Consider the following 22,807-nt stretch of genomic DNA (forward strand, 5'->3'; position numbering starts at 1 on the left):
TGTTGTCTCCTTGAAGCGGGTAGGAGCCGGGATCGCTCCAGCGATCAACGGCGGGCCAGCGCTGCGCGCAGGGCCTTGAGGTATTGGCCGGGGTCGGCATGGCTGCGGACGAACTCCACAGCGCGTTCGCGCTGGCGTTCCAGAGCAGCTGTGTCGGCTGCAAGTTTTTGTGCAGTCGCCTTGACCTGGGCAGGCTCGCAGTACACCGCTGCGTCCCCGTAAAGCGCCGCGTAACGGCTGGGAAGCAGCACAACGCAGCCAGCCGCGAACGCCTCCAACACCGCACGCGAAGGCATCGGTGGGGACGAGGGGTCATCAAACAGCACGAAAAAGTCGCACGAGGCCAGGAACGCCTCGTGCGACAACTCGCTCTCGCTATGGAAGCTCCAGTTCTGCGGCAACACGGTGGAACCCAGCGCGGACTCGCAGGCGGCCCGGCCGCCCATCAGGCGGACCTGAAAGCCCGGCTCGTCCGGATAAGCCGCCATGAGTTGATCGAATGCGGCGGGATAGCCGGGGCCGCTCGTGTCGGTGATCCGCCCGAGCACCAGAGGACGCCCGGACACGCGGCGCGGTAGACGCGGTGCACTGCTGCCGCCGACTGCCGGCGGCAGTACTTCATCATTTACAGCTGCTGGGGGAAGCAGTTCACGCAGTTCCTTGCGCAAATTGTCCGAGACCGTCGCCCAGCGCGGCCGGACCCCGGTGATCGCCTGGGCGTGGCGGTGGCAGAGCGACGGCTCGTACCAGCAGCGCCCTTCTCCATCGCGCGGCGGCGCACCTGCTACCACCAGCAGCTGCTGCACCTCCAGTGAAAGCGGCCGGGCATCGATGAACTGCAGCACCGAGGGGTCGCGAACGAGCAGGAGTTCCACGGTGGATGCATCGGTAGTGAGCACTTCGGCGAAGTGCCCCTCGTCGAGGGCCGCCTGCAGCGGGCTCCAGAAAGGCTGCATCTCCACTCGCTCCATGTCACGGAACGACTCCACGTGCAGCAGACCCACGCGCATGCCGTCGGCCCGGCACGCCTGTGCTTCTTCAAGAAGTGCCCGGGTGGCTTCCTGGCCGTGGCGCAGGTCGCCGACGAACACGATATCGAAATGGGCGCGGGCGAGGGCGTCGTCGCCCTGCTGCGTGAGAAGGAACCTCAGGGGCGCCTGGAAAGGTCGCTTCTCCATGCGTGCAGGAGTAAGCAGCGGCGTGCCGCGCAGACGGTGAGAGCGATGCCAGTGCTCGTAGCTGCGCCGATAGGCAGCGCGTGACGGGTGCCGCCAGCCCGCCTTGAACTCCTCCCGGGACAGCGAGCCGGTCGAGAGACGGATCATCGACAGGTTCTGCTCGACGATGCGGAAGGCATCGGCGCCGAACGCGGAACGGATGCGCAGTGCGAACTCGGTATCTGCGCCCTTGCGCACGTTGTCGAAGTAGCCGACGCGCTGACGCACCAGCTCGCGGCGGAACATCATCGATGACGCATTCTCGCGCTGCGCCAGCACGCCGGGCAGGCAGAAGACGAGATCAGGCGTGGTGCGCAGGGCACGGCTGGTGGTGTAGACCAGGTTGTTGTCCGCGACCATCGCCTGAACCTGCATTTCGATGCGTCGCGGATGGTTCCAGTCGTCCGAGTCCAGGAACGTCATGAACTCGCCCCTCGCCTCGTCCATGCCAGTGTTGCGCGCCATGTAGGTTCCGCCATTGACCGGCTGCCGGATTACCCGGATCCGCTCATCCATGCTCGCCACCTGGTCGAGCCAGGTAGAAAATTCCTCTGGCGAGCAGTCATCGATAACGAGAATCTCGATGTTGCGATACGACTGCACTAGCAGCGACTGCACCGCCGTCAACAGGCCCGGGCCCGGCTTCCAGGACGACACCACGATGCTCACCAGCGGCCCGGTCTCCACGCTCGTGCCAGGAACGCAACGGAGCCGATCGAAAGGATCCGTGTCGTTCGAGGCCTCGGCCAGCGTGAGCGGCTCCAGCCCACAATTCACGAAGTTCTCGTTGAACAGTGCCAGCCACTTTTCATGGTCCTTGTAGGGACTGGCGGTGAAAGGGTTGAGCAGGTCGGCGCGCATGTGCCCGAGCTCCGAACCGGCGTGGCGCACCCTGCGAAGCAACTCTTCGGCAAGCTTGAACTCGCCCAGCTGATAGGCGATCGCCTGGAAGACTCGCGCATGCGTATGCGGCGGCCGGATGGCACCCGGGCCGTGAAGCACGTACATCGAGCGGTACAGGGTCAGCGCATTGAGCCGGTCGTCGGCCAGAAGATCCTGCAACGCCATCACCCGTGCCAGGCGAAGCGCCCATTCCAGCTCCAGCGTGGCGAGAGCCGCCAGCGCCAGCTTCTCGGTTTCCCGATGACGATACCTCGCCAACCAGCCCTCGATCTGCTCCTGGCTGTAGCGGCCACCGGAGGCGCGCCATGCAAGAAGCTCGCGCCCGCTGATGGAGCCATTGCGCAGGATGGTCCCGTCGAGCCAGCGGTGGTCCGGCATGTCCTCGGCAATCTCGAGATAGGTGGAGATCAGGCGGTTGTCCATCCCGCCGGGAACGGCAGATCCGTTGGCGGAGGCAATTCCGGACGCGCCGGCCACCGGCTGTGCATTGCCGCCACCAGCATCAGCGTGCTCGATCGCCACCCGGCCATGCTGCCGATTTTGCTTTGTCAGGAACCGGGTCTGCTCTCCCAGCTCAAGCAACAGCCGCTGCGCAGCTACGCGCGAGCGTCGCGCCGCGAAAAGGGCGATCGCACCACCCGATACGACCAGCGAAAACAGCATCCACGCCGCGCCCACCCACTGCTGCAGGACGAGGCATGCCACACCGGCGGCGCTGTTCAGTCCCAACCAGGCCATCGCCAAGGCCTCGATCGTCGAGACGGCGCGTCGACATCTGGCGAGCAGGGATGAATGAGTCAATGTGGTCGCTTCCGTAAGCAATGAAGGGAGGTGCCGCGTGCGGGTGCGGCGCGAACGTGGGTTCAGTCGAGCACGCGCTGAAACTCGATCGAGCTTGTGCGCGATGCGAGATGCGCAGGATCGCCAACGCCCGGCAACTCGCTTTTCCAACGCCGCATGATGGTTTTCTCGTCTTTGCGATTGGCGTCGTCAACAACTACCAGTGCGCGATCACTCAGGTAATCGCCGAGCAACGGGAGCGCGGGGTAGCGCGCCAGCGGACCGGTGGCAGACGGCGGACCATCGACGATCAGCACGTCAATGTGGCGCAGGTCGTTCCACTGGGCTGCGTCGTACCAGAGGAACTGCTCGTCCCCGATCGGATGAGGTACCAGCGATGCCAGGCGCACGTCGACGATGTTTTCCAGGCCATGTGCTGCCACGGCACGACGCGTCGCGGACGCGTATTCGGCCTCGTGGTCGAGCGATACCAACCGTCCTTTGCCGTTGGCAGCCAGGGCATAGGCGAGCCAGATGGTAGAGGTGCCGCTGCCGCATTCGACCACGAGCTCCGGCTTTCGCTGGAGGATCGTCGTGACGAGCGACAGCATGCTCGACGGCTCCATCGCCCAGCCGCCGAGCAAAGGAACCGTAGTAACGAGGTCGAACAACTGCATCAGCTGAAGCATCGCTTCGGTTTCGTGCAGCGTCTCGGTCCTGCTGCGGCCTATCTCGCTTACTACCTTGCTCTGTACGAGCTCCAGCGTGGACGCCGTGCCGTCGCGTGACTTCACGACCTCCGTGATGGTTGCAGCACTCTTTTCGTCCACGTGCTTGACCAGCCGGCGGGACTCCTTCTGGGCATCAGCGATGGAGGCAACCATGCTGTCCACCCGCTCGCTCAGCTGCCGAAAGGCACCCAGGACAAAGTGCTGCCCATCAGCACTCTGGCGGGACGACGCGCGCGCCGTCTCCTCCAGTCGCTGAAGTTGTGCACGCAACTCGACTTGTTGCTGGGCCAGAGAGGCGTGCAGCGCCTTGATGTCTGAAAGCAGCCGCGCCTGGCTTTCCTGCGCGGCCTCGACCCGCTTGAACTGCTTACCCACGGCGCGGCTGTATTCGCGCGACTGACCGGCAAGGTGCCGGACCAGGTCGGTCAGCGCCACGACATGCCGGTAGGTGACAAGGACAACCAGCAGGACACAGCCTGCCAGCGCCAGCCAGCCCGCCGCTGTCACCAGCGGCTGCTGTTTGAGCGTCCCCGCGGCGACGGACGCCAGCCCGGCGACGGTCAACGCAAGCGCCAGCGCGAGCTTGGGTGTGAGTTTCATGGTGACGAGGCCTTTTGAAGCGCGGACAGCTGTTGGGCTCCGGACGCAGGAGCGGGTGAACAAACCTGCGCATGATATCGCGACACGACTTTCATCGGCTTGGCTACAGGAACGCAACCGAGGCGATCGCCTCGGCGCCACCGACACATCGTGATGAAACGCCCGCCTCCGCCTCGCGGATCTGCCACGTATGGAATGCGGGATCGGCAGCGCGAAAGCGCACGAAATTGAACGGATCGGTCGACAGTACCGTCCACCCATGCTCCATCGCCCTGCGCAGGAACGCGCTATCGGTACCGCGCCTGCGATCCTCGGGGAATGGTGTGGCCTCGAGCACACGTCGATGGCCAACCAGGGTCGCCCCGGCGATGCCAGTGTTGCGGGTATCCACGAGGCGACGCAGCACATTCGCCCGCGCGGCCCAGCGCTCGTCCCAATGCAGCTCGCCCGACTGCTCGTACCAGGAGAAGGCCCGCGGCTTGCCGGCAATATCGAAGTCGACAGCGCGCCGGTAGAGCATGAAGTCCGACAGGTAGTGGGGGCCGTAGAAATCATCGTCGTCCCACTTCGCCCAGTACGGCGCATCGGTATGGGCGAAAGCGAGGTTCAGGCAGGCGCCCAGCCCCCATTGCTCCCCCATCTGCAGCACCGTCACGCGTTCCCCGGGACGCACGTGATCACGAAGCGCCTGAACATCAGCTTCGTTGCGGTGCACGACGATCACCAGTTCCTTTGCGGGGTAGCGGTCGGCTCGAAACCGCTCCAGGCAGGCGACAAGCAAGTCGGGGCGCCGCGAAACAAGCAGGCATGCGACTGTCGGGATATCGGTCACCGGCTTCGCAGCCAGTCCCAGCGTCCTGGCGATCTGCTCCAGTCGGTGTCCGATGCAGTCACCGGACAAAACCTGTCGGACCTGCAGATGCGCCGCCCGCGCCCTTTCCAGCGTGCTCGTGTCTGCGGCCTCCCAGGCTTGGCGTAACTCGGGACTGGTCTCCGGATCGAGCACCAGCGCACCGCACGCCCTGGCCTGGATCGCACGCGCCGCATCAGCGCCTGTCGCCGAAAACGCCTCGGCACCCACCAGGCGAAGCAGCGCTGCGCGATCGGCACCGCTAATGGACCCCACCGCGCACGTGGCGAGCTGGCTCGACGTCTCGAGCGCCGATTCGGTGACGGCCCAGCGGCTGTCCGTGAGCAACAGCCGGTCCCGCAGTGGCGCAAGGAATGGCGGTAGATCCTGCGCCGCTACGCTGGCCTCCAGATCGTCCGACAGAACGCAGCGGCGTGCGAACCGGGCCGCTTTGAGCAACGCGGGCACCGTGACCGGGTTGTACAGCTTCGGCTGTACGGCTGGCGCCAGCCGTTCGACCGTGTGGGCGCCGGCCGCTTCCACGCTGCCTTCGGCGGCTGCGGGTGCGCAAGCGAATGCAGCGTCCACCAGCGCTCGCAGGTGGCTATCTATCGCGCTGTCCGCTGCACCAGTCGTCAGCTTCCAGCAGGCGGAAGGGATACCGCGGCGGCGCGCCTCGCGCAACAGCGACGTCAGTTCCTCGATGGCCGCGGGGTCGCCAGCGAAGGCTGGCGACCAGGCGTGGGACGGATGCAGCGATCCTGCTTCGAGCAGCAGAAAGTCAAAGGCAGCCGTAGCCAGCTGGTCCCGCCAGCCCGGCCGGTCCAGCGCCGTGACGGCGGCGTCGAAGGCCAGATCGCGGTGGAGCTCTCCGCTGCCGATCAAGGCGATGCGCCAGCGAGCAGCCCGTGCATCGTCAGCCGCCGTGGGAGGCCGGACAGAGCCGTTGGTCGCCGGCATGGCGAATGCGGCGTGCAGCTCCGGCATCACCGCCGCGAGATCGATGCGGCGAAACACGCCTGTATCAGTAACCGGAGTCGAAGCAGGGTCTGCCAGCGCATCCGCGGGCAGGCAGCCGATGAACTGCGCCGCGCTACCGGCCCACATCGTCGGACTGCGGGTGGCGAGCAGCGGTGCCGTGGATGCTGCCGCGACGCGAGGCCGCAGCGCGCGGCGCAACCGGGCAAGCGCTCGCCACCACACGCTGCCCTTGATCCGGGCAAGTTCGTGTTCGGCTCGGTCGGCTCGTTGCCGCGCAGCCTCCAGATGCCGCTCCAGGTCATCGATGCGGCGATGCGCCTGCCGCCTTGCGCGCTCGACCGGCTCAGACATGACCCGGCTCCACGCCCAGGCGATTTCCGCCAGCTGCGGGCCGCGGTGAGGTCGCGTCGACGCCGATCTGCCACTGGCATGGATCGAGCTCCGCGCCGAGGATGCTCCAGAGCCGCTGCGCATCGGATTGAGTAGCGAGCGCCACCGTAACGCGCGGCAGCCGCCGGGAGAGCAACTTCACCCACCCGGTACTGCCGTCGGCGGCACGCAGGTCGGAGGAGCGGGGCTGGATCTTCACGCGGCGCACCGGAGCGTGCTCGGCCAACACCTCGCAAAGCCCGGCACCGGGTGCCTGCACCCTCAACTCACCGTATGTGTTCTGCTCCAGCAGATCACGCAGATCCCCCACTCCACCGTGCAGGAGCTGCAGCGGCCCCCACTCGCTGAAGCTGCGCGTTGTATCCGTGCCGCAGAGAAAGACATCCGCCCCGCTGCCAGCGACCAGCCACTCCAGCTGGGCAACGTCCTCCGCCACGATCAGTTGATCGCTCCGAGCGATGCAGCCGGCAAAGTCTGCCGGTCTGGCGTTGACTTCAGCGGCGTCCTCCCGAAGCGGCTGTGGGGGGCGCGGCGGTAACCGGCGGAGTGCTTCGGCACGATCGAGCATCTGCTGGTAATCGATACCGAGATCCATCCCGCGACCGTCCACATCGACAAAGATCGGGACGCCTGCGATCAAGGCACCATCGCGGCAGTAACTGAACTCGTCCACGCTCAGGCCTGCGCACCGCGGCTCACCATCATCCAGCGCGGCTGCATCCAGCCATTCCAGAAGGCTCGCCCCTTCCAGCGCCGCGCCTCTTGCCATGCTGGACCTGCGCAGCAATGGCCGGTCTGGCTGGTAGCGCGGCCCCTCGATCAGTGCCACCCGCTCGTCTGTGCTCCGGAACAGGGCACCTTTGCCGATCATCGGCGCGTCGCTGAACAGGGTGGCCAGCGCGAGGTCCGCCAGATAATGCGGTCCGTAGTAGTCCGCCGGATGAAATACCGCCACGCACGCCTTCGATCCGAGTGACGACAATGCGAAGCCGGCGGCATCGGTTTCGCGCAGCACGCGGCAATCCCGCCGCGCGGGAGCCGCCTCCATCGACAACCCGGCAGCGGCGACGATGATCAGCTCACGCAACGCGTGGACTTGCCGCTGGTACGCACCAAGCACCTGCTCGAGCTCATGCGCGGAGTTGACCCGCGCCACCACGACCATCGGCACACCGTCGATCGACGGAGCCCGCTCCAGCACCACCTGGGCAAGCTGCCGCATGCGGTGCTCGTAGGTGTGCTCGGAGAGCACCTTGCGCAGCGCCAGCAGGCGGTGACGCCGCGTCCGCTCCGGCGCAGCCATCATCGGCTGCACGCGCTGCCCCAGCACGTCGGCCTGATCCGTGGACACGGCCAGTTCGCCGAAGAAGTTGCGCATGCCGCGCGAGTAATTGCTCACGACCACCGTGTTGCAGGCCATGAGCTCGAACACCCGCCGGGCAAACATGCTCTGGGACTGCTTGATGGTGTTCATGTTCACGGCGAAACGGTGGCCCTTGTACGCTTCATCGATGCGCTCGTACGGCAGCGCCGGCTGCAGCATCGATGCGAAGCGCCTGGGGAACGCGAACGCAGGGTCTGCTCGCTCGCTGTTCCTGTCGTAGATGACGACCGGCCCAACTTCCGCAAGCGTGGAAATGAGGCGGTCGAAGTCGTCACACCGCTCGGGGTAGCGGTGGTAGTAGGAACCGGCAAAGGAAACCCCTTCCCTTCGCGCCGCCGGCACCACCGGATTGTGGACGCGCGGCTGGCAGGCGAAGGGAAGCAGGTGCACCCGGGTGTGCTCCAACGCAGCCACGTAGCGACGGATGCTGTCGATATCGGTGGTGAAGACGTGGTCGAACAAGCGCGCCGTTTCGAGGAAGGTCGCAAAGTGCGCCGGATCCTCCTTGTTCCAGAACACGGTGGGGATGTTGCGGCGGCGGCACATGTCGAGCAGCCCCAGCAGCTCACCCGAACGCGAAGCGATCATGTTCCTCCACGAGTCGGCCTCGCCCCGCCAGGCCGACTCGACCAGCAGCAGATCCGGTGGGTCATCCAGTAACTGCTGTTCGTAGTGCTGCGCATGCAGCGACTGCATGCGGCAGGTGGGCATGAAGCATGCGTGGGTGAACCCGTCCATGATGGCGGCCACGCGAAGCTCGGCGAGCAAGCGAGGAGCCGTGGCCGGTTTGCGCAGAAAACCGTCGTATCCCATCGTCGGTTCCGGCGGCAGATCGCCGAGCGGCGCCGCTGGCGCGCTTCGGCTTGCCAGCCCCTCGAGCCGCGGCTCGGGCGCACCGCGCCGCCGGTCGCGGACCATCTGCCACAGAGTGCGCGGCAAGCGCAACAGCTGGCGCGGGGATCTTACCGACGTCACCAGGGCATTGCCGAACCGGAACGAGAACGAGTGCTCGAGCACGTCGATGGAAGCACGGGCCTGTTCGAGCCGCCTTTCGGTCTCGGTCAAGCGCCTGCGGGCCAGATCGGCGGCATCGGTCATGGCCAGCAGCTGCCTGCGCAAGCTGTCCAGCTCACGCTGATCTCGGCGCGTCACCGCACGCAGCAGAACCAGTTCACTGGAACCGGGCTCCGGACTCCCGGCCGACCCTGTCGAAAGATCTTCTTGCTCAGGCATGGTCGGCTGAATTCATGGTGCAGGGGCGCATGACATCCGGGGAGGACGGGGCCATCAAAATGATCGAAGCAAGTTCGTGGCAGCCACTTCGTCCGGTTCGCGAGCGTGAATAATTACCAGCCATCAGGTTACGGGGCTTTGGCTGACTTGATGGTCGCTGGCCCGGCCAACCCGATCCTGGTCCGAATATTCTGCACCCCCGGGGCGCAGCGGTACTCGATCACCGTTGCAGGCCGCCGCTTCAGGTAGGAGGGGCTGACCCACCCCTGGATCGTACCGCCACCCTGGCCTCTGACGATCGCAGGGCTGCAGTTGCCTTCCAGCAGCGCCACGCGCGCCACGATGTCGTCACCTGCCGCAACGTCAACCGACGTGCCGGTGACGGTTGCGTCGAGCTCGGGCGCCAGATGCCAGTAAACCACCGGCCGCATCTTGCCGGCGCCCTCCAGGTGGTCGGCCACGAGTACTGACTCGTCCGGCCGATAGCTGATGCGCCGGCGGTGGACCATGCCCTTGCGCTCGACCTGCCCGGTGACGATGTACGAACCATCCTCGAACACCATGGACTGCAGCGCCGAACCGTCGGTCACGGTGTCGTCGGGCCCGAAGGACCGGCCCTCCACACCGACCACGTTGTGGGCGCGGTTGCTCTGGAAGTAGCGGTGCCAGCGGTCGTCGTTATAGGAAAACTTGCCGGAATCGACCAGTACGCGGCGGCCGCCGGTATAGAGCTCGAAGCTCAGCTCGTCTGCGTGATCATGGCTCCTCGGCACCACCGAGGCGCCGTCGACAATCAGCATCGAGGCCTTGGCCGATACGGTGCCTGGCGAGGTACGCACGACGGCGTAACCGCCGGCAATCAGATCCTTGCTGATGATGCAGGACCCGGACCGGTCCCGGGACGAGCATGCCGGTACGCCCTCCCTAGGGAACTTCGCGCCATGGCCTGCGCTGTCACCCATCGGAACGACCTGCCCGTCTGGAAGGGTGAACCACGGCGCCACGGCGCGCGCCTGGGCCAGCGTGCGGGCGAAATCCCGCTCGATCGGCGGATACAGCGCCGGCCGGATTCGCGCGAAGGTGTCGAGCACGAACAGGTGGTAGCCCGGCGAATTCTCTGTCTGCACGCCGTCCTTGCCGAACTGCGAGCGCAGCAGGTTGCCCATCAGGCGCGCGGTGTAGGCCTCTTCACCGCGACACGCGTCATCCGCCCATGCCAGACACAACAGGCGCAGCCCTTGCAGCTGAAAGATTGCATGGTTGCCGTGGGTAATGAAGTCGGGGTCGCGGAGCTTTGCAATGTGCCAGTGCGCCAGCGCACGGACCTCGTGCAGTTGCCCCGGCGACAGCGTCAATCGACCCTTTTTCTGGAGCCATAGCAGCAGCGCCAGATGCTGCGCGCGGTATCCGGTGGACATGTCATACCACTCGAACTCCGACTGCTTTTTCTGAACCACGTGGTAGACGTACCAGTCGTGTATCCACGGCATGAGTTCGTCGACCAGGCGTGGCCAGTCGCGACCATACCAGCGGCTCCAGATCGGATTGAGCATGCGCCAGGCGCTCAGCTGGAACTGCCAGTTGCGGTCGTTGAACGGATCGGTGTTCCAGTCCAGCGGATGCTGTAGTGGAAACGGCGAAACATCGGCACGTGGCTGGAATCCTTCGCGATTCTGCGCTTCGTAGTCGCCACCGAAAACCATGAAATCGCTTTTCTGCAATGCGATCGGCTGCGGCATAGGCCCTGCATACCGGGCATGGCGGAACAGCACGGCCCCGGCGATCCCAAAGGCAGCGACGGCGACGCAGCCCAGCAATAGCTTGCTGCGCATGGTCATGAGGCCAGGCGAGAGCGGATCGCCACCATCAGCGCCAGAAGCCGATGGTGTCCACCACGGCACAGTGGCGCGGCTTCGGCAGCACGCGGAAGGCCGAATGGTTTACCAGCATGACCACCACGCCGGCCTGCTCCAGCGCCGCGGCGGCGTCGGCGAGCTGCAATCCTCGCGCGGCGTCGGCCGGCAGCGCGTCTGCGTGGGGGTCGGCGCAGAGCACGCGTCCGGGATACTTTGCCGAGAGCGTTTGCGCGATCTTCAACGCAGGGCTTTCGCGGAAGTCGTCCACGTCCGGCTTGTAGGCCAGACCCAGGCAGGCAATCGTACCGGTGCTTGTGCCGGCGACGGCCTGGTCGACCTGATGGATCACGTGGTCGGTTTTCGCATCGTTGATTTCGCGAGACGTCCTGATCAGCTTCGCCCGCGCGGGATCCGAGGCCACGATGAACCAGGGATCGACGGCGATGCAGTGGCCTCCGACTCCCGGTCCGGGGTTGAGGATGGAAACGCGGGGGTGCCTGTTGGCAAAGCCGATCACATCCCAGACGTTGAGGGACAGGTCGTCGCAGATCATCGACAGCTCGTTGGCGAACGCGATGCTGGTGTCCCGATAGGCGTTCTCGGCCAGCTTGACCATTTCCGCCGTGCGGTCGTCCGAGAGCAGGCACTCACCCTGAACGAACACTTTGTACACCTGCGCCGCGCGTCTCGCGCACGCCGGAGTCATGCCTCCGATGATGCGGTCGTTCGCCACCAGCTCGTCGAGCATGCGGCCAGGGATGATCCGCTCGGGGCAATACGCGAGATGGACATCGATTCCGGCGCCAGCCGAGCCCGGGAAAGCGAGATCTGGGCGAGATTCTGCCAGCCATGCAGACAGCATCGCCGTGGTTCCTACCGGAGAGGTGGATTCGAGAATCACCAGGTCGCCGCGTCGCAGGACGGGGGCCAGGGCAAGGGCGGCGGCACGCACGTACGAGAGATCGGGCTTGAAGCTTCCGTCATGGGCCACAGGTGTCGGCACGGCAATGATGTGCACGTCCGCCTCAACCGGCTGGGTCGACGCGCGCAGGCTCCCGCTGGCGACCACCGTCGCCACCAGGCTGTCGAGGTTGCCCTCTTCGATATGGATGCGCCCCGCGTTGACGGTCGCGACTACCTCATCGTTGACGTCGATCCCGGTGACCTGCAGTCCTCCATTCGCGAACATGGCGGCGGTGGGCAGGCCGATATAGCCCAGGCCAGTCACGGAAAGGGTGCGTACCGGCAGATCGGCCGACGCAGTGGGCGCTGTGGGATCGGATAACGTCATGCGGCGCTCTTTGAAACCTTGAAGGGAAAGGGAGTCATGCCTGCGCCGGGACGGGCGGCAGCTTGCGCTTGGCGCGAGCGACTTGTTCAAGTATGTCGGACAAACGCTCGCCAAGGGCCGAGATGGCGTACTCGCGGGGCGGAGCCAGATCGAGGCCGTGCTGCAGGAGCCCGTCCCGCTTGAGTGCCAGCAGGTCGCCGAGCAGCTTGCCGAGCTGACGCGGGTCATCGGACACCGACCAGCCCCTGCGGCCGTCGATCAGCAGCTGGGAGGCGGCGTCCGCATCCTCACCTGCGGCACGCACGTGCAGGATCGGCCGACCAGCGCCCAGGTACTCGAACAGCTTGCCGGGCATTTGTGCCGGCATCGAGCGATTGGCGATGTTCACCAGAACATCCGCACCGCGCTGCAGGTCCAGTACCTGCTCATGAGGCAGATTGTCCACCACACGAACCCGGCCGCTGGAAGTCAGCCGATCCAGCATTCCTCCGACTGGCGGGTCGCCCAACACCAATGTGAGCCGGATGCCGGGGGTCTGCTCCACCGCTTGAAGAAGGTTCGCGGGATCGCGAAATCCGTAGAGGCGCCCGCAGAACAGCAGCTCCAGTGGCGCGTCCGCTGCGGGCGCAGCGCTGTCGGCAGGCAGCGTCGCCATGCGCCGGTCGTCGAAGCCCTGCGGCAGCACGGAGCACATCTCCGCCGCCATGCCGTGCCGGTCGGACAGCATCGCGCAGGCGCCCTGATTGGTGACGATGATGTGATCCGCTTCGGCGACGACCGCCGCCTCCAGCGCCCACGCCCGCCGCCTCCAGCGCCGCGGGGTATAGGGGGCGCATACCGGATCCCCTAGGTCGGCCACCCAGCGAAACCCGCGAGCGTGGACGGCACGGCCGAGCAATAACGTTGACGCCGGCTCATGAGACGTCACCACGACGTCCGGCGGAGAGTCCCGCAAGAGTCGTTGCAGCGAGCCGCGTGCCCAGGGCAGCCACTCCGAGGAAGCGTCGGGGAACAGGAGCAATCCGAGCAGGCCCTTCATCCGCTGTGCCAGGCGCCCCTTCCAGTTCAGCCGTCCGGCTTGTCCGCCGCTCGCCGAGGCGGCCACTGGACCGCCGCCGGATGGCAGGTGGCCACCCCCCGTACGCCGTTGCAAAAGCCAGGTCAGCGGCCCTGGAAATACCGCGTGCAGCTGCAGCGCTGCAAGCGCCGTCGCGGCTTGCCGCAGGCCAGCGCGATCCGGTGTCAGCACATGGACCTCGTGACCGAGCAGGACAAGTTCCCGGCACAGATAACGCCAGCGCAGCGCGCGCGGAGAGTGCGCGGGAGGGAACTCGTAAGCAACCAGCAGGATACGCACGTGACGCCTCAACCGATCAGGTCGTGACGCAGGATGTCGACGATGCGCCTGGCCGCAAAGCCGTCGCCGTAGGGCGACGCGCCCGTAGCCATTCGTCGGTAGGCTTCCGGATCGTCGAGCAGCCGGCCCACCGCCGATTCAATGGCATGGGAGTCCGTGCCCACGAGCTGTGCCACACCCGCCTCCACCGCTTCGGGCCGTTCCGTCTCGTCGCGCAGTACCAGCACGGGCTTGCCCAGCGCGGGAGCCTCCTCCTGCACTCCTCCGGAATCGCTCAGGATGAGAAAGGATTCCTGCATCGCCGCCACGAAGGGGATGTAGTCGAGCGGCTCGCAGAGCTGCACACGCGGCAGGTCACCCAGCATCCGCCGCACCTCCGGCGCCACATTGGGATTGGGGTGTACCGGGATAAGCATGCGGATGTCGTCGCGCTGCTCGATCAGGCGGCGCAACGCTCGCAGAACCTGCTGGAGCGGCTCGCCGAAATTCTCCCGCCGATGCGTCGTGACGAGGATCATGCGCCGGCGGTCCGCGGGTACCGTTGCAGGTTGCAGGCCCTTGGCAACGTGATACAGCGCATCGATGACCGTATTCCCGGTCAAATGCACGTGCGGCTCCGGCACACCTTCGGCAAGCAGATTTGCGCGCGCTCGTGCCGTCGGAGCGAAGTGCCACCGGGCCATGCGCGAAGCGACGACCCGGTTCATCTCTTCGGGAAACGGATAATTGATGTCCCCCGTACGCAATCCCGCCTCGACGTGTCCGAAGGGGACACGCCGATAGAAGCATGCGAGCGCAGTAGCGAACACGGTTGTGGTGTCGCCTTGCGCCAGGACCAGGTCCGGCTTTTCGAGCTCGATCACCTCATCCATCTTCTCCAGCAGCCGGGCGGTGAGCCCCGCCAGCTGCTGATTGGCCCGCATGGAATCAAGGTCGATGTCCGGAACAATGTCGAACGTCGTCAACACCTGATCGAGCATCTCCCGGTGTTGCGCGGTGGCAAGCACACGCAGCCGCACCCAGGGCTGCTCGCGCAGCGCGCGGATTACCGGTGCCATCTTGATTGCCTCGGGTCGCGTGCCCACGGCAACAAGAACAGTCCGCACGACCGTCATCAGGGAACCTGGCCAGCAAGCTGCTTTTCGCGCGCCCGATTGGCCGCCATCAGGCTCTTGTAGGCATCCAGTGCATCCTCGACCGCACCGAAGTGGACCACCTTGCCGCGATCCAGCAGCAGGCCTTTGTTGCAGATGCGCTTGAGCAGGTTGTCGTTGTGACTGGCGAGCACGACGATCTTGCTGCCCTGGACTCGATCGTCCATGCGTTTCTTGGCGTGCTTGAGAAACTCCGCGTCTCCCGCGCCCAGCCACTCATCCATGAGGATGATGTCCTGCTCGATCGACGTGGCGATGGCAAAGCCCAGTCGCATTTTCTGGCCGGAGGAAAGCGTGTGCAGGCGGCGCTGCGCGACATCCTGCAGGCCGGCGAAACTCAGGATCGGCTCGACCAGCGCACCGAGTTGCGAGGTGTGTATTCCCATGGCGGTGCCGCGCAGGTAGATGTTCTCCATCACCGTCGCCTGCATGCTGAAACCCAACGAAATGTTCAGCAGTGCCTGACGCGTACCCTGGACATCGACCAGGCCCCGGGTCGGGATGTAGGCACCGGTGAGCACCCGCAACAGGGTCGACTTGCCGGCGCCGTTTCGCCCGATCAGCGCCAGCCGATCGCCTTCGCCCACGTCGAAGGAGACATCGTCCAAGGTCGTGAGGAACTGGCGCTCCGGCCGCGCCGTGGCTGCTCCGAGCAGCGTCTTGACCCAGGATTTCGCCGACCGCTCGCTTTGCAGGTACAGCGGCACCTCGAGGGTGAGGGTGCGCACTTTTATATGAGCTGTCATTGCCTTGCCCTCACGCCCACAGCGGCACGAAGCGCGCATAGCGGCGGTACAGCACCGAAGCGATCAGCCAGCCTCCCACGCTCATCAGCGCCACTACCACCAGCGATGCGTGTTCGATGGGCTGCCCCAGTACCGGAGCACGGACAAATTCGATGAAGTGGAACGCCGGGTTGAATCGCGCGATCAGACCACGCGGCGAGTTCGCCGGCAGCGTCTGCGCGCTCCAGAGGATCGGCGTGAAGAAGAAACCGAACATCAGGAAGGTGCTCACGAACTCCCGCACGTCCGGGTAACGCGCGCCGAGCAGCGCGATCACCACCGACAACCACATCAGGTTCAACAGGTAAACCGGCAACGTCAGCACCATCGTCAGCATCGCCGAGGCATGCACCGACGGATCTCGCAGCAATACCAGCACCACCACGATCAGGGAGAAGAACAGGTAGAACATGGCCTTGGACAGGGTGCGCAACAGAAAGTCGGTCAGGCACGTACGCCCGTCCATGATGAAAGCCTTGTAGCTGGAGAAGACGCTGGTCGACTCGTTGATCACCATCGTCGTGAAACGCCACAGCGCCCAGCCCATACCCAGGTGCGAGATGAAGTTCTCGCTACGTCCGGAGATGGTCTTGTACATGTAGCCAAGGCCGAATATGTACACCACCGGAGGAATCAGCACCCACAGCATGCCCAGATAAAGCTTGCGGTAGCGGGTGACGATGTCCAGCCACGACGAGTACGCCCAGAATTCCGGCTGGCGCAGGCTTTCGGCCAGGTCGCCAAACAGCGACTGCATAGCCTGGCGGGATCGGTGGATCACGCTCGGGGAGACTTCCATGCAAAAAAATCCTCAGGCGTGCAGGGCGTACTGCAATTCGTCGGCAAGGTCGCGGACGTCTTCCGTTCCAACCGACAGTCGGATCAGTCCATCGCTGATGCCCAGCCGCTTGCGGTTGGCCGCCGGCACCGATGCATGCGTCATGATCGCGGGATGCTCTATAAGGCTCTCCACCCCGCCGAGCGACTCGGCCAGGGCAAACAGTTCGCACCGTTCCAGCATGCGACGGGCCTTCTTCAGGCCACCCTTGATCTCCACGCTGATGATGCCGCCGAACCCGTCCATCTGCCGCTTGGCCAGCGCGTGCTGCGGGTGGCTCTTCAGGCCCGGATAGATCACGCGCTCGATGGCCGGGTGCTTTTCGAGCCACTTGGCCAGTTCCATGGCGCTCTCGCAGTGGGCCTTCATGCGCAGGTGCAGAGTCTTCAGACCGCGCAGGGCGAGGAAAGCGTCGAACGGGCCAGCAATGGCGCCGACGGAGTTCTGCAGGAAGCCCATCTGCTCGGCGAGCTCGTTGCCGCCTGCCACCACGATGCCACCGACCATGTCGGAGTGACCGTTGAGGTACTTGGTGGCCGAGTGCAGCACCAGGTCCGCGCCGAACTCGAGCGGCCGCTGCAGCATCGGCGAACAGAAGGTGTTGTCCACTACCAGGATCAGCCCGTGCTTGCGTGCGAATGCCGCCACTTTTGACAGATCCACCAGCTTGAGCATGGGATTGGTCGGCGTCTCCGCCCAGATCATGCGGGTATTGGGCTTGAGGGCCGCCTTCAAAGCCGCGCCGTCGTTGAGGTCGACGAAGCTGAAATCGAGACCCGCCGAGCGCCGGCGCACGCGCTCGAACAGTCGGTACGTGCCGCCGTAGAGGTCATCCATGGCGATCACGTGGCTGCCCGAGTCGAGCAGGTCCAGCACGGTGGAGGCCGCAGCGAGGCCCGAGCCGAACGCAAAGCCGGCCTTGCCACCCTCCAGGTCCGCCACACAGCGCTCGTAAGCCATGCGGGTGGGATTCTGCGACCGCGAATACTCGAAGCCCTTGTGCTTGCCGGGGCTCTCCTGGACGTAGGTGGAGGTCGCGTAGATCGGCGTCATGATGGCGCCGGTAGTCGGATCGGGCGCCTGCCCTGCGTGGATCGCGCGAGTTCCGAGCCCAAGGGGCTTGCGAGCAACTGTCTTTTTCATAAGGTACGCGCCCGTCCGCGCAAGCGGTTGAAAACAGCCTGTCATGATACCTGCTTGCACGTGGTGTTCCCAAAACCGCCGATGAGCCGCTCCCTCGACGGGCAATGGGCCGGGCCGCATGCCAGAATGGCGGACCCAAAACCCGATCAAGTTCCATGACCGTTCTCCTCGTTACCGGTGGCGCGGGTTTCATCGGCGCCAATTTCGTGCTGCAGGCCGTCGCCGACGGCGTGCGGGTAGTCACGCTGGACAAGCTCACCTACGCGGGCAACGTGACTACGCTGGCGCCGTTGGAGCGGCATCGTGACCATGTCTTCGTGCGGGGCGATATCGGTGACCGGGCGCTGGTTGCGCAGTTGCTGGCGCAGCATCGACCCGATGCCGTAGTCAACTTCGCCGCCGAGTCTCACGTGGATCGTTCCATCGATGGCCCCGCGGCCTTCGTCGAGACCAACGTGGTGGGGACGCTCGGCCTGCTCGAAAGCTGTCGTGACTACTGGACCGCCCTGGCGCTGCAGGAGCGCCGCGCTTTCCGCTTTCTGCACGTGTCGACCGACGAGGTGTATGGCTCGCTTGGGGACGAGGGCGCCTTCACGGAGCAGACGCCCTACGCCCCGAACTCCCCGTATTCGGCCTCCAAGGCGGCCTCGGACCACCTTGTGCGGGCGTTTCATCACACCTACGGCTTGCCGGTGCTGACCACCAACTGCTCCAACAACTATGGCCCATACCAGTTCCCGGAGAAGCTTGTTCCACTGGTGATCCAGAAAGCGCTCGCCGGAGAACCGCTGCCGGTGTACGGCGACGGTTTGAACGTTCGCGACTGGCTCTATGTGGGCGACCACTGCCAGGCGATTCGCCAGGTGCTGAAGGCAGGCAGCGTGGGTGAAACCTACAACGTCGGCGGGAACGCCGAACGCACCAACCTGGACGTGGTGAGAACCATCTGCGCGCTCCTGGACGAAAGGCAGCCATTGGCGAACGGCGCTGCCCGGAACAAGCTCATCACGCACGTGAAGGACCGCCCCGGGCACGATCGCCGCTACGCGATCGACGCCGGCAAACTGCGCCGCGAGCTTGGCTGGCGCCCCACCCACACCTTCGACTCCGGCATGGCGTTCACGGTGGACTGGTACCTCGCCAACCAGCCGTGGATCCAACGCGTGCTCGACGGGAGCTATCGCATGGAGCGCCTCGGCTCGTGACCACGCAAAAGGGCATCATTCTGGCCGGCGGCACCGGCACCCGGCTTTACCCGATCACCCAGGCGGTGAGCAAGCAACTGCTGCCGGTGTACGACAAGCCCATGATCTATTACCCGCTTGCCACGCTCATGCTGGCAGGCATCCGGCAGATCCTGATCATCAATACCCCGCACGAACAGGCGCTTTTCCAGCGACTGCTGGGCGACGGATCGCAGTGGGGCATCGAGATTCAGTACGCCGTGCAGCCCTCGCCCGACGGGCTGGCGCAGGCGTTCGTGATCGGGCGCAAGTTCATCGACGGGCAACCGAGCTGCCTGGTGCTGGGTGACAACATCTTCTACGGCGTTGGACTCACGGAACGGCTGCGCAGGGCGGCTTCGCGCGACCACGGCGCGACCGTCTTCGGTTACTGGGTAAAGGATCCGGAGCGCTACGGCGTGGCGGAGTTCGACTCGGCAGGACGCGTTGTCGGGCTGGAAGAAAAACCGGCGGCACCCAAGTCCCACCACGCCGTGACGGGCATCTATTTCTATGATGCCAACGCCTGCGACTACGCCGCCGAACTTACGCCTTCGGAGCGCGGGGAGCTGGAAATCACCGACCTCAACCGGCGCTATCTGCGCGATGGAGCACTCCATCTCGAGCAGCTGGGCCGTGGCTTCGCATGGCTCGACACGGGTACCCATGAGTCGCTGATGGACGCGGGCAACTACATCGAGACGATCGAGAAGCGCCAGGGTCTGAAGGTGTGCTGCCCGGAAGAGATCGCATTTTTGCAGCACTGGATCGACGCCGCACAGCTGCTGCGCCTGGCCGAACCGCTGGCCAAGACAAGCTACGGCGACTATCTGCGAACGCTTGCGCAGCAGGGACGCACGTCGTGAAGTGGATTACCACCAGCCTGCCAGGGGCGCTGATCGTCGAACCGCGTGTGCTGTCGGATGCACGGGGCTTCTTCTACGAAAGCTTCAACCAGCAGACGTTCCGGGAAGCGGGCATCGATGTGTCGTTCGTGCAGTCGAACGTGTCGCGTTCCGCTCGTGGTGTGCTGCGCGGGCTGCACTATCAGTGGCCCAACCCGCAGGGAAAGCTGGTCACGGTGCTCGAGGGCGAAGCCTACGACGTGGCGGTGGACATCCGCCCCGAGTCGCCCACGTTCGGGCAATGGACCGGCGTCATGCTGACGGCGCAGAACCGGCGCCAGTTCTGGATCCCCGAAGGTTACGCGCATGGATTCTGCGTGACCTCCGACTTCGCCACGCTAAGTTACCAGTGCACCGCACTCTATGACCGCCAGGCCGACGCGGCGATCCGCTGGAACGACGACCGCCTCAAGATCGACTGGCCGGTCAGCGAGCCGCTGCTCTCCGACAAGGACGCGGCCGCACCGTTCCTGGCGGATATCCCGCGTCACCGGCTGCCCTCCTGCGCCCCGTGAAGACGCTGCTGCTCGGTGCCAACGGCCTGCTCGGCAGGGATCTGCACGAGGCATTGGCTCGCCACCCCGCGCTGGAGCTCACTCCCGCCACGCGCGACGGCCGCCACGGAAGCGGTGCTCTCGCCGAGTCGGTCGAGCTGACCAGCGAGGCGGCGCTTTCTGCGCTGCTGGATCGCGTCGCACCGCAACTGATCGTCAACGCCGCCGCGTATACGGCGGTGGATCAGGCCGAGCTCGACGAGCCACTGGCCACGCGTGTAAACGGCGATGTACCCCGGCAGCTGGGCCGGTGGGCCGCAGCGCACGGGGCGCTGGTCGTCCACTACTCGACCGACTATGTATTCGATGGCTCGCAGAACGCGGCGTATACGCCGGCCAGCCCGACGGCGCCGCTGGGTGTATACGGGCGAAGCAAGCTCGCCGGGGAACGGGCACTGCAGGCGAGCGGTGCGGCGCACATGATCTTCCGCACAGCCTGGCTGTACGGCCGGCACGGGCCCAACTTCCTGTTCACGATGCTTCGCCGTGCGGCCGAGCGCGCCCCGCTGCGAGTAGTCGACGACCAGCACGGCACGCCGACCGGTACGCCGCGCGTCGCCGCCGGCACGTGCGCTGCACTGGCGCGGTGGCTCGCCGCCGAAGCGGGCGAACGCCAGAGCATGCAGGGCATTCATCACCTGGTCGCCAGCGGCGCCACCACCTGGCATGGCTTCGCCACCGAAATCATGGCGCAGGCGAGCGCGGCCGGCCTGCTTGATGCGACGCCCGCAATCGAAGCGGTCGACAGCGCGATGTTCTCTGCCCGGGCGCGCCGCCCACGCCATGCGGTGCTCGAAAATCGCGGCTTCACCGAGACGTTTGGCGCGGTTCTGCCGCCGTGGCAAGAGGACCTGCGCGACTTCGTGCAAGGGCTTGAAAGCCTCACGCCCGATTGGCCGTGAGTGCAGCAAGGCTGGCATAGCTGCCGGCGCTACGTGAAAATCAGCGGTCGCGGGCGCGTCGGCCCAGTCCCCCTGCCATGCCCCCGTCCCGATCCCCAGGAACCGCGTCCCATGTTGATACCCCTGATCCTCAGCGGCGGCAGCGGCACCCGCCTCTGGCCCGTCTCGCGCAGCAACCTGCCCAAGCAATTTCTGTCACTGGCAGGCGATGGCACTCTGTTCGAACAGACAGTCAGGCGCACGCGGCAGCTGCCGGAGGTGGGCCCACCGCTGGTCGTGGCCAGCGAGGACCAGCGGTTCCTGGCCGCCGAGCAACTGCGCGCCACCGGCATCGAGCGAGCGACGATCATGCTGGAGCCGCTGGCACGCAACACGGCGCCCGCCATCGCGCTGGGTGCGCTGCAGGCCGCGGCTTCCGATCCGCACGCGTTGCTGCTGGTGCTGCCTGCCGATCATCTGATCGGCGATGGCGCACAGTTCGTGGACGCCGTCACGCGCGCCCTGCCGATGGCCGAAGCCGGGTGGCTGGTGACCTTCGGCATTCGGCCGGACCGGCCGGAAACGGGTTTCGGCTACATACGCCGTGGCGAGCCGCTACCGGAGGCGGGCTTCCGGGTGCAGCAGTTCGTGGAGAAGCCCTCCGCCGCGGTGGCCGAGTCGTACCTCGCCGACGGCGGTTACGACTGGAACTCGGGCATGTTCCTGTTCAAGGCTGCGCGCTTTCTCGAAGAGCTCGGCCTGCACGCCCCGGAGATGCTCGCCGCGGTGCGCGAGGCACACGCCTCGGCCAAGGCCGACCTGGACTTCGTACGCATCGACCCCACGCTTTTCGCGCAGGTGCCTGGTGACTCCATCGACTACGCCGTGATGGAAAGGACCTCGCGTGCTGCCGTGCTCCCGGTGAGCTGCGGCTGGAGCGACATCGGCTCGTGGGGCGCGCTATGGCTGGCCGGCGAGCGCGACAGCGATGGCAATCTGCGCGAGGGCGACACACTGACGGTGGACACGCACGACAGCCTGCTCCGTTCGCATGATCGACACCTGATCGCGGCAGTCGGAGTGCGCGACCTGGTGGTGGTGACCACGCCCGACGCCACGCTGGTCGCCCACCGGGATGCCACCCAGGACGTGAAGAAGATCGTCGAGCAGCTCAAGGCCTCCGGCCGCAGCGAACACTCGCTGCACCGCGTGGTGCTGCGCCCCTGGGGCAGTTACGACTCGCTGGAGTCGGCCGAGCGGTTTCAGGTCAAGCGCATCGTGGTGAAACCCGGCGCCTCACTGAGCCTGCAGAAGCACCACCATCGCGCAGAGCACTGGATCGTGGTGTCAGGGACCGCTGAAGTGACCTGCGACGAGAAAGTGTTCCTGCTTGGCGAGAATCAGAGCACCTACATCCCGCTGGGCAGCGTTCACCGCCTGCGCAACCCGGGCAAGGTCCCACTGGAACTGATCGAGGTGCAGTCCGGCAGCTACCTAGGTGAAGACGATATCGTGCGCTACGACGACGTCTACGGGCGCGCCTGACGCCACCGGCGCGGCGCGCAGGAGCAGCGGAAACAGCCTCGGCAACACGGTGCTTTTGAGAGCCTGGGAAGACGGCGCATACAATCGCTTACCCGAAAGCAACAGACGATCGCCGCGATCGCGGCTGCTTCGCCCGGCCTCTACGTGCGTCTGCTCAAACTGCACGACAAGCCGATCTGGCGTGGCCCGCTTTGCCACCCCATGAA

General features: G+C 65.6%; 16 protein-coding genes. 5 read left to right on the forward strand and 11 right to left on the reverse strand.

Features of this window, described 5'->3' with window-relative positions; genetic code table 11:
• Positions 1-44 precede the first annotated feature (44 nt).
• From VFG40_RS01115 to VFG40_RS01165, 11 genes are all read right to left on the reverse strand, one after another.
• Positions 45-2,921, reverse strand: coding sequence for a glycosyltransferase (locus VFG40_RS01115; protein ID WP_324893988.1), 2,877 nt, complete (start codon positions 2,919-2,921; stop codon positions 45-47).
• A gap of 62 nt (positions 2,922-2,983) precedes the next feature.
• Positions 2,984-4,231 (reverse strand): class I SAM-dependent methyltransferase, encoded by a 1,248-nt coding sequence (locus tag VFG40_RS01120; protein WP_324893990.1) that lies wholly within the window; start codon positions 4,229-4,231, stop codon positions 2,984-2,986.
• Between the two features lie 103 nt (positions 4,232-4,334).
• The gene (locus VFG40_RS01125) at positions 4,335-6,413 is read right to left on the reverse strand and encodes a glycosyltransferase (protein WP_324893992.1); all 2,079 of its coding nucleotides are present in this window, start codon (positions 6,411-6,413) and stop codon (positions 4,335-4,337) included.
• The gene (locus VFG40_RS01130; protein WP_324893994.1) at positions 6,406-9,069 is read right to left on the reverse strand and encodes a glycosyltransferase family protein; all 2,664 of its coding nucleotides are present in this window, start codon (positions 9,067-9,069) and stop codon (positions 6,406-6,408) included. The genes VFG40_RS01125 and VFG40_RS01130 overlap by 8 nt, the downstream gene beginning before the upstream one ends.
• Before the next feature lie 128 nt (positions 9,070-9,197).
• A complete protein-coding gene (locus tag VFG40_RS01135) occupies positions 9,198-10,907 on the reverse strand; it encodes a heparinase II/III family protein (protein WP_324893996.1) in 1,710 nt (569 codons plus the stop codon).
• Between the two features lie 28 nt (positions 10,908-10,935).
• Entirely contained in the window at positions 10,936-12,216 is a 1,281-nt protein-coding gene (wecC, locus tag VFG40_RS01140; protein WP_324893998.1) for a UDP-N-acetyl-D-mannosamine dehydrogenase, read from the reverse strand.
• 34 nt (positions 12,217-12,250) lie between these two features.
• Entirely contained in the window at positions 12,251-13,573 is a 1,323-nt protein-coding gene (locus VFG40_RS01145) for a glycosyltransferase (RefSeq protein WP_324894000.1), read from the reverse strand.
• 8 nt (positions 13,574-13,581) lie between these two features.
• Positions 13,582-14,688: a non-hydrolyzing UDP-N-acetylglucosamine 2-epimerase gene (wecB, locus tag VFG40_RS01150; RefSeq protein WP_324894002.1), complete on the reverse strand. Its 1,107-nt coding sequence runs from the start codon at positions 14,686-14,688 to the stop codon at positions 13,582-13,584.
• Entirely contained in the window at positions 14,688-15,473 is a 786-nt protein-coding gene (locus VFG40_RS01155) for an ABC transporter ATP-binding protein (RefSeq protein ID WP_324894004.1), read from the reverse strand. The genes wecB and VFG40_RS01155 overlap by 1 nt, the downstream gene beginning before the upstream one ends.
• 10 nt (positions 15,474-15,483) lie before the next feature.
• Positions 15,484-16,311 (reverse strand): ABC transporter permease, encoded by an 828-nt coding sequence (locus tag VFG40_RS01160; RefSeq protein WP_324894006.1) that lies wholly within the window; start codon positions 16,309-16,311, stop codon positions 15,484-15,486.
• Positions 16,312-16,323: 12 nt separating this feature from the next.
• Positions 16,324-17,493, reverse strand: a complete 1,170-nt coding sequence (locus tag VFG40_RS01165; protein ID WP_324894008.1) for a trans-sulfuration enzyme family protein — start codon at positions 17,491-17,493, stop codon at positions 16,324-16,326.
• Positions 17,494-17,648: 155 nt separating this feature from the next.
• On the opposite strand from VFG40_RS01165, the gene rfbB reads away from it, so the two are divergent.
• From rfbB to VFG40_RS01190, 5 genes are all read left to right on the forward strand, one after another.
• Complete coding sequence (gene rfbB / locus VFG40_RS01170; RefSeq protein WP_324894010.1) at positions 17,649-18,698, forward strand: dTDP-glucose 4,6-dehydratase; 1,050 nt, start codon at positions 17,649-17,651, stop codon at positions 18,696-18,698.
• Positions 18,695-19,582, forward strand: coding sequence for a glucose-1-phosphate thymidylyltransferase RfbA (rfbA, locus tag VFG40_RS01175; RefSeq protein ID WP_324894012.1), 888 nt, complete (start codon positions 18,695-18,697; stop codon positions 19,580-19,582). Before rfbB ends, rfbA begins: the two co-directional genes overlap by 4 nt.
• Positions 19,579-20,136, forward strand: a complete 558-nt coding sequence (gene rfbC / locus VFG40_RS01180; RefSeq protein WP_324894014.1) for a dTDP-4-dehydrorhamnose 3,5-epimerase — start codon at positions 19,579-19,581, stop codon at positions 20,134-20,136. Before rfbA ends, rfbC begins: the two co-directional genes overlap by 4 nt.
• Complete coding sequence (gene rfbD / locus VFG40_RS01185; RefSeq protein WP_324894016.1) at positions 20,133-21,077, forward strand: dTDP-4-dehydrorhamnose reductase; 945 nt, start codon at positions 20,133-20,135, stop codon at positions 21,075-21,077. Before rfbC ends, rfbD begins: the two co-directional genes overlap by 4 nt.
• A 111-nt stretch (positions 21,078-21,188) precedes the next feature.
• Positions 21,189-22,601: a mannose-1-phosphate guanylyltransferase/mannose-6-phosphate isomerase gene (locus VFG40_RS01190; RefSeq protein WP_324894018.1), complete on the forward strand. Its 1,413-nt coding sequence runs from the start codon at positions 21,189-21,191 to the stop codon at positions 22,599-22,601.
• Positions 22,602-22,807: the final 206 nt, after the last annotated feature.

The organism is Dyella sp., from assembly GCF_035685805.1.
Taxonomy (GTDB): domain Bacteria; phylum Pseudomonadota; class Gammaproteobacteria; order Xanthomonadales; family Rhodanobacteraceae; genus Dyella_A.